The following is a 5,771-nucleotide window of genomic DNA, read 5'->3' as shown; positions in this document are numbered from 1 at the left end:
GGGTCATCACGCTCACCGGCGCATGGCTCTCAAACCTCTCCAAGACTTCTTTCCACATCCGCAGTTCTCCCTCTGTGGGGCGAAGGTTACTGCTGCGGGAGCAGGGACAACACCTTGAAAGGGATGCCAGACAGGAGCGGTAACCCTGCTCGGGATGCTGGCGGTGCTCCATCTGCCAGCGCACCACGGAGGCGGTGGCCGCGCCCACGCGCTCGCCCCAGGCGATGAGCTTGGCCGGCGTCCACTGCAGGTGCGCCCAGTGCGAGGCCGGCATGTGCTCGGGCGTGGTGGTGTGTGAACCCCGGCGGGGATTGAGGGCGTGGGCGGCCACCCGTTTGCCGCCATGCAGGACTTCGACCGTGCCGGCCGTGATGCGCAACTCCACCGGCTCGCCCACCAGCGCGTGGGGCACCGAGTAGTAGTGGCCATCGAGCTCGACGTGGTAATCGATGTTGACGCGGGCGGGTTTGAAGCGCGCAATGGGCATGCGCACCGGCGGCAGGGGACGCAGGGCTGGCCGGTCGAGTTCGGCGAAGGCGCTGGTGCGGTTGCCCGGCAGCTTCTTGAACGCGCGCTGGTTCAAGTCCACCAGCAAGGCGGCAATCGCCCGGTTGAGCTCGGCCAGGCTGTAGTGGGCCGAGAGTTCTTCGAGCAGGCGGTGCGCGGTGGGCTCGTAGCGGTCGGGGCGGGCCATGAGGGCGCGCGGCTGGTCAGGCACCAGCAGGCGGGGCACGCCGCCGATGAACTCCAGCGTGGCGATGATGCTGGCCGCCCAGTCGGTGGCCTTCTGGCTGGCGGTGGCGCAGGCGTAGGTGTAGTTGGATGCGCCCAGCACGGCCACGAAGACCTGGGCCGGGCGTATCTCGCCAGTGTCGGCATCCACCACGGGAACGGTCTGGCCGGCGTAGTCCACAAAGAGCTTGTCACCGCCCGTGTGGGTCTGGCGCATGGAGCGCTGCAGGCGCCGGGCCCAAGCCTTGTACTTCTCGCAGAAGGCGCTGTACTTGTACGCCTGACCGCTGTGCTGTTGCTGGTATTCCTCCCACAGCAGTTGCAGCGTCACGCCAGGTCGGCACAGTTCGCGGTGGATGTGGGCGTGGTCGGGTTCGAGGTGCCGGGACTCGCGCGCCACCGCTGGCTTGTACAGCCGGGCCTGCAGTTCTTCGTCGTTCAGGCTCTGGGCCAGTGCCCAGTCCACGCCGGCCACGCGCGCGTAGCTGGCTATCTCGCTGACAGTGGATTTGGAGATGCCGAGGGCGGCACCGATTTGACGGGTGCTCAAGGCCCCGCCGTGCAGCAGTTGCAGTGTGTGTCGTAGTTTGCTCATGGTGACCCTGGGTGTGGGCATCGCTGGTTCCGGTCAAAAAACCGGGCAGCGTATGCCGCGTTCGGGTCACTCAGAACACCCTACAGGTGTCCGCCATCAGTTTGGAATGCTGTCCGCCTTCAGCGTGGAATCGTGTCCGCCATCGCATGGAATACGCAGCTGGGGCGTATCCGTGGGCGTGATCTGCTGCGTCCAGCGGACCACCCGCAGGCGCGCTGGGCCAGCTGCCGCAGCGTGTGGGCGCAAGCCACCACCAGGCCGAGCGACCTGGGCGCTTATGAATGCGTGCGCTCGCGCCCCCATGTGTGCCGGCTGGTACTGCTCAAGCACGAGCCCAAAGGCCGGCACAAGCACACGGTGCGCGGCACCCGCGCGCGCAGCAAACACTCACGCAAGAATGCCCGCTCGCAAACCGAGCCGTGGCTGCTGGCCGCCTCATGCTCGCTGCGCCAGCTCAGCGCTGCAGCGATTGCGGCGCGGTACGCGCAGCGCATGCAAATCGAGCCATCGTTTCGCGACACCAAGAATGCGCGTTGGGGTCTGGGCCTGGAGCGCAGCGGTACGCGCACGCCCGAGCGCCTGGCCGTGCTGGTGCTGATCGCCACGCTGGCGCAGTGGGTGCTGTATCTGGTCGGGCAATGGGCCTACGACGGTCAGCAACAACGCCATTGGCAACTGACCAACCGCCGCAGCCGCCCATAGCTGTCGGTGCATCAACTGGGCTGGTTAATCGTTACTGTCCTTGATCCGCCCACCGAGCCACTGTTGCAGATCATTAGCCGCTGGAGCAATCCCAATGCCGCGCTTGAAGTTTGAGGGGAAACCTCAGGATCGGATCCGAAACCGGCCAGAAACATCGACCCGTGGCCGACGCGCAGCGCGCTGCGGACATCTACCGGCGTTCCGTGATGCTGGCGAGTGCACGCTGCTAGATGCAGGATGACGGCATGGGATTCTCGCTCGTTCCGTGTAAGTCGGTGATCGAGCCGCGGCTGGGTCAGCGACTCGTCGGGACGGTTCGCGGCGGTGGGGTGTCATGGGAAATTGGACGGCGGCCTGGGCTGGCCCGAGGTTAGTCAGGCCGACGCCAACAATCCCACAGAATGGATTCCAAGGAATTTTCTGCAGCCCCACCGAGGACAATCAACCGGGGGAATAGAGACGCAGACGCGCGTCGCGTTCTTCAGGGGACTCGCTCCGCAATTCGTTGATTACTTGCTCACGCGTCTTGCCTGGACCTGCTGCATCAGGTGTGCGGATAGGGTAGTTGCTTTCGCCGTAAGAAAGGAGGCCTTGCCGCATGGCAGCCTCGGCTTCTGCTTTGACTTGGGCACGGGTTTTCTCGCTCTTGAAGTGTTCCGGGTGAACGATTACGCCCTTTTCATTGTTGGCAGGATGCTCGTAGGCTGCCGAAGCCATCCCTGGAAGGCCCAGGGTAACCACTGCGGCCGCCGCGGCAATCATGGAAGAAAGGGAGAGGCGTTGTTGGATCATGGTTGAAGCTCCTAGCGATGGTGAATAAAACTTGCATCTCTCATGCCTTGCTTGGGCGTTGAGGAGATGTGTTCATCGTAGGGAGCGCACCCCAACAGAATCTAGACAGCCCGATGACATTTTTATCAGGGAGCGGCGCGAGCTGGAGCGCAAGTAGGTGGACCTGTGCGGGGGACAAACGCGGAGGACGGAGGATCTACCACACGGGTAGACAGAAGTCGCCAGTGGATCGGCGCGAGCGAGCCTGTCAGAAAGCCTGTCAGAAATTTTGTGTGTGAGGCATAGCATGTCAACAAGGAGCATGAATGCCACGCAAGACGAAGACGACTGCAGCAGCGGACAAGGCGGCGCAGCCGCAATTCTCAGCCGAGCTGCTGGAGCAACTCATTCCCGGGCCGGTAACGCCGGCCGAACTCGAAGGCATCTTCCAGCAGTTCAAGAAGTCGGTTCTTGAACGAGCGCTGGGCGCCGAGATGAGCCATCACCTGGGCTACGCGCCCGGCCAGGCCAAGCCAGAAGGGGCTGCCGTCAATCACCGCAACGGCAAGAGCGCCAAGACCGTGCTGACCAACGTCGGCGCCTTGCGCATCGACGTTCCCCGCGACCGCGAGGGCACATTCGAGCCCCAGCTCATTGGCAAGCATGAGCGCCGCTTCACCGGCTTTAACGACTTGGATCTCCGCCATGTACGCACGCGGCATGACGGTGCGCGAGATCCAGGGCTTCCTGGCCGAGATGTACTCGGTCGATGTCTCGCCCGATCTCATCAGCAGCGTCACCGACGCGGTGATGAGCGAGGTCTCGGCCTGGCAGACGCGCCAGCTCGAGCCCATGTGCCCCGTCGTGTTCTTCGACGCGCTGCGGGTCAAGATACGTGAAGACGCTGTGGTGCGCTCCAAGGCCGTGTATCTGGCGCTGGCCGTGCTGCCCGACGGCAGCCGTGACATCCTGGGGATCTGGATCGAGAACACCGAGGGCGCCAAGTTCTGCGATGTTGCGTGTTCAACGATCTGAAGACGCGCGGAGTCCATGACATCCTGATCTCCGTGACCGATGGCCTCAAGGGCATGCCCGAGGCGCTGCAAGCGGTGTTCCCGGCCACGACGCTGCAGACCTGCATCGTGCATCTGATACGCACCAGCTTGGACTTCGCCAGCGGGAAGGATCGTAAGCTGCTGGCCGCAGCCATTAAGCCGATCTACACGGCCGTGAGCGCAGAGGCGGCCGAGGCCGAACTGGATGCGTTTGCCCAGGGGCCATGGGGCCAGAAATTCCCGACCGTCGTTGGCGCCTGGCGCAGGGTCCGGGACAAGGTCATCCCGTTCTTCGCCTTCCCGCCCGAGGTGCGCAGGGTGATTTACACACCAACGCGATTGAGAGCGTGAATGCGAGGCTGCGCTTTGATCTCAAGACGCGCAGACACTTCCCCAGCGACGACGCGGCCACCAAGCTGATCTGGCTGGCACTGCGCAACATCACCGAGGACTGGGGACGGGCGGCCAACAACTGGAAATCAGCGATGAACCAATTCGCGATCCTCTACGAAGACCGGTTCACGAAATCGAGCACGTAAGATATTCAACTAGCTTCACGATATCGGTGAAGGTTCAATGAGCCTCACACACAGAAATTCGGACACGCCCTGCACAACTGTACGCCAGTGGCTTTCTGCCGCAGGTCTGGATGCCCGACAAGCAGACCCTCGCGCTGCGCCGCCAGGTGGCACACCGTTCACAGATTGATCGTCACCGCACACGCTTGAACAACGAGATCCATGCAGTCCTTGCGGCGCCCTTGATCCCGTCATGTCCGGCAAGCGATCTGTTCGGGCGCAAAGGGCGCGTCTGGCTGAATCAACAGCCGCTTCCAATGGATGAGCGTCTTGCGGTGGAGCAGCGCCTGCGCGAAATCGATCGGCTCGGCGGCGAGGACCTTGCGGCGATCGATCGGCTGTTGTGCGAATCCGTGGTCCAGAACGAGCAACTCAGAAGGCTGTTGACCATCACCGGCGTGAATTGCATCGTTGGTGGTCCTTGTGCTCGTCGGAGCCTTGCGCCAGCACGCCCACGGAGGCGGCGGCGACACAGAGGCCGATCAGGGTATGGCGAATGTGAACCATGATGCATCCTCCTTGCGGTGCAGGGGTTGGCTAGGGCTGCCGCGTCCGACGAGATGGCGCGGTTGTGAATTTGCTCAGCGCACGGGCTGGATGTCCGTGATGATCATCTTCCCGCCTTCCTGGACGACCATGAATTGCACCTTGTCGCCGGGCTTGAGGTTGGTGAGTTGGCCCTTGTCGCGGACGGTAAAGACCATGGTCATTCCGGGCATGTCCAGGTTCTTGATGTCCCCGTGCTTGAGGGTGATCTTGCCGTTGTCCAGATCGACCTTCTTGACCTCGCCATCGGTCATGGATGCGGGTGCGGGAGCCGAAGTCTGGCCTGAATTGGGACTGACCTGTGCATGGCCCGCCAGCGGCAGGGCGGCGCCCATGGCGAGGGCGGAGATGGTGAGCAGACGTTGGATGGTGTTCATGGTGACCTCTGGGTAAATGGATGGATCTATGGGCTGGCCCTGCCATGGCTGGGCCGGCTGTGGTGGGCGCTTCAGGCCATCACTTGCGGCCCACCTTGATGGCGCCCTTCATGCCGGCCTCATAGTGGCCAGGCATCAGGCAGGCAAAGTTCACGGCTCCCGCCTTGGTGAACTGCCAGACGATTTCACCCTGCTTGCCCGGTGCGAGCGTGACCTTGCCGGGTTCGTCGTGCTCCATGTCCGGGAACTTCTTCATCTGCTCCAGGTGCTCCAGCAGTTCCTTCTCGGTGCCTAGCTACCAAAAGGAGGCCCCCCGGCTCTGCCGGGGAGGCAGTAGAAGTTTGACTTTTCAGGAGGTTGTCCACCGTAGAGACTTTCAATCGTGAGCCGCCAAGCAAACGAAAGGAAGAAACAC

The 5,771-nt window shown here is 63.0% G+C and carries 5 protein-coding genes and 3 pseudogenes; 3 read left to right on the top strand and 5 right to left on the bottom strand.

Annotated features, from left to right (window positions below; all coding sequences use genetic code 11):
* Positions 1 to 1,348 (bottom strand): IS21 family transposase (gene istA / locus QZ709_RS06915; protein WP_294636534.1); only part of this gene is annotated, 1,348 nt, incomplete at its 3' end.
* 111 nt (positions 1,349 to 1,459) lie between these two features.
* Between istA and QZ709_RS06910 the strand changes: the two genes are divergently transcribed.
* Together QZ709_RS06910 and QZ709_RS06905 are read left to right on the top strand one after the other, a co-directional pair.
* On the top strand, positions 1,460 to 2,029 hold the full coding sequence (locus tag QZ709_RS06910) for a transposase (protein ID WP_210570231.1): 570 nt from the start codon (positions 1,460 to 1,462) through the stop codon (positions 2,027 to 2,029).
* Between the two features lie 128 nt (positions 2,030 to 2,157).
* Positions 2,158 to 2,403, top strand: a pseudogene (locus QZ709_RS06905) (DUF3363 domain-containing protein); the annotation flags it as partial.
* 67 nt (positions 2,404 to 2,470) lie between these two features.
* On the opposite strand, the gene QZ709_RS06900 reads toward QZ709_RS06905, so the two are convergent.
* Positions 2,471 to 2,821 (bottom strand): DUF4148 domain-containing protein, encoded by a 351-nt coding sequence (locus tag QZ709_RS06900; RefSeq protein WP_207375624.1) that lies wholly within the window; start codon positions 2,819 to 2,821, stop codon positions 2,471 to 2,473.
* 305 nt (positions 2,822 to 3,126) lie between these two features.
* On the opposite strand from QZ709_RS06900, the pseudogene QZ709_RS06895 reads away from it, so the two are divergent.
* Positions 3,127 to 4,394, top strand: a pseudogene (locus QZ709_RS06895) (IS256 family transposase).
* Between the two features lie 230 nt (positions 4,395 to 4,624).
* Here the strand turns inward: QZ709_RS06895 and QZ709_RS06890 are convergent.
* The 3 genes and pseudogenes from QZ709_RS06890 to QZ709_RS06880 form a co-directional block, all read right to left on the bottom strand.
* On the bottom strand, positions 4,625 to 4,804 hold the full coding sequence (locus tag QZ709_RS06890; RefSeq protein ID WP_207375576.1) for a hypothetical protein: 180 nt from the start codon (positions 4,802 to 4,804) through the stop codon (positions 4,625 to 4,627).
* 210 nt (positions 4,805 to 5,014) lie between these two features.
* Positions 5,015 to 5,356 carry a copper-binding protein gene (locus tag QZ709_RS06885; RefSeq protein ID WP_207375577.1) on the bottom strand — a complete coding sequence of 114 codons (342 nt, stop codon included), beginning with the start codon at positions 5,354 to 5,356 and terminating at the stop codon, positions 5,015 to 5,017.
* Positions 5,357 to 5,435: 79 nt separating this feature from the next.
* Positions 5,436 to 5,651: pseudogene (locus QZ709_RS06880) on the bottom strand (plastocyanin/azurin family copper-binding protein); the annotation flags it as partial.
* Positions 5,652 to 5,771 lie beyond the last annotated feature (120 nt).

It is taken from the genome of uncultured Aquabacterium sp. (assembly GCF_913773725.1).
Taxonomy (GTDB): Bacteria; Pseudomonadota; Gammaproteobacteria; order Burkholderiales; family Burkholderiaceae_C; genus Aquabacterium.
This window is presented reverse-complemented; position numbering and strand designations above follow the sequence as displayed.

Excerpts from the sequence above, each read along its gene's own strand:
- QZ709_RS06900 (WP_207375624.1), bottom strand. The coding sequence starts at position 2,821 with ATGATCCAACAACGCCTCTCCCTTTCTTCCATGATTGCCGCGGCGGCC.
- QZ709_RS06885 (WP_207375577.1), bottom strand. The coding sequence starts at position 5,356 with ATGAACACCATCCAACGTCTGCTCACCATCTCCGCCCTCGCCATGGGC.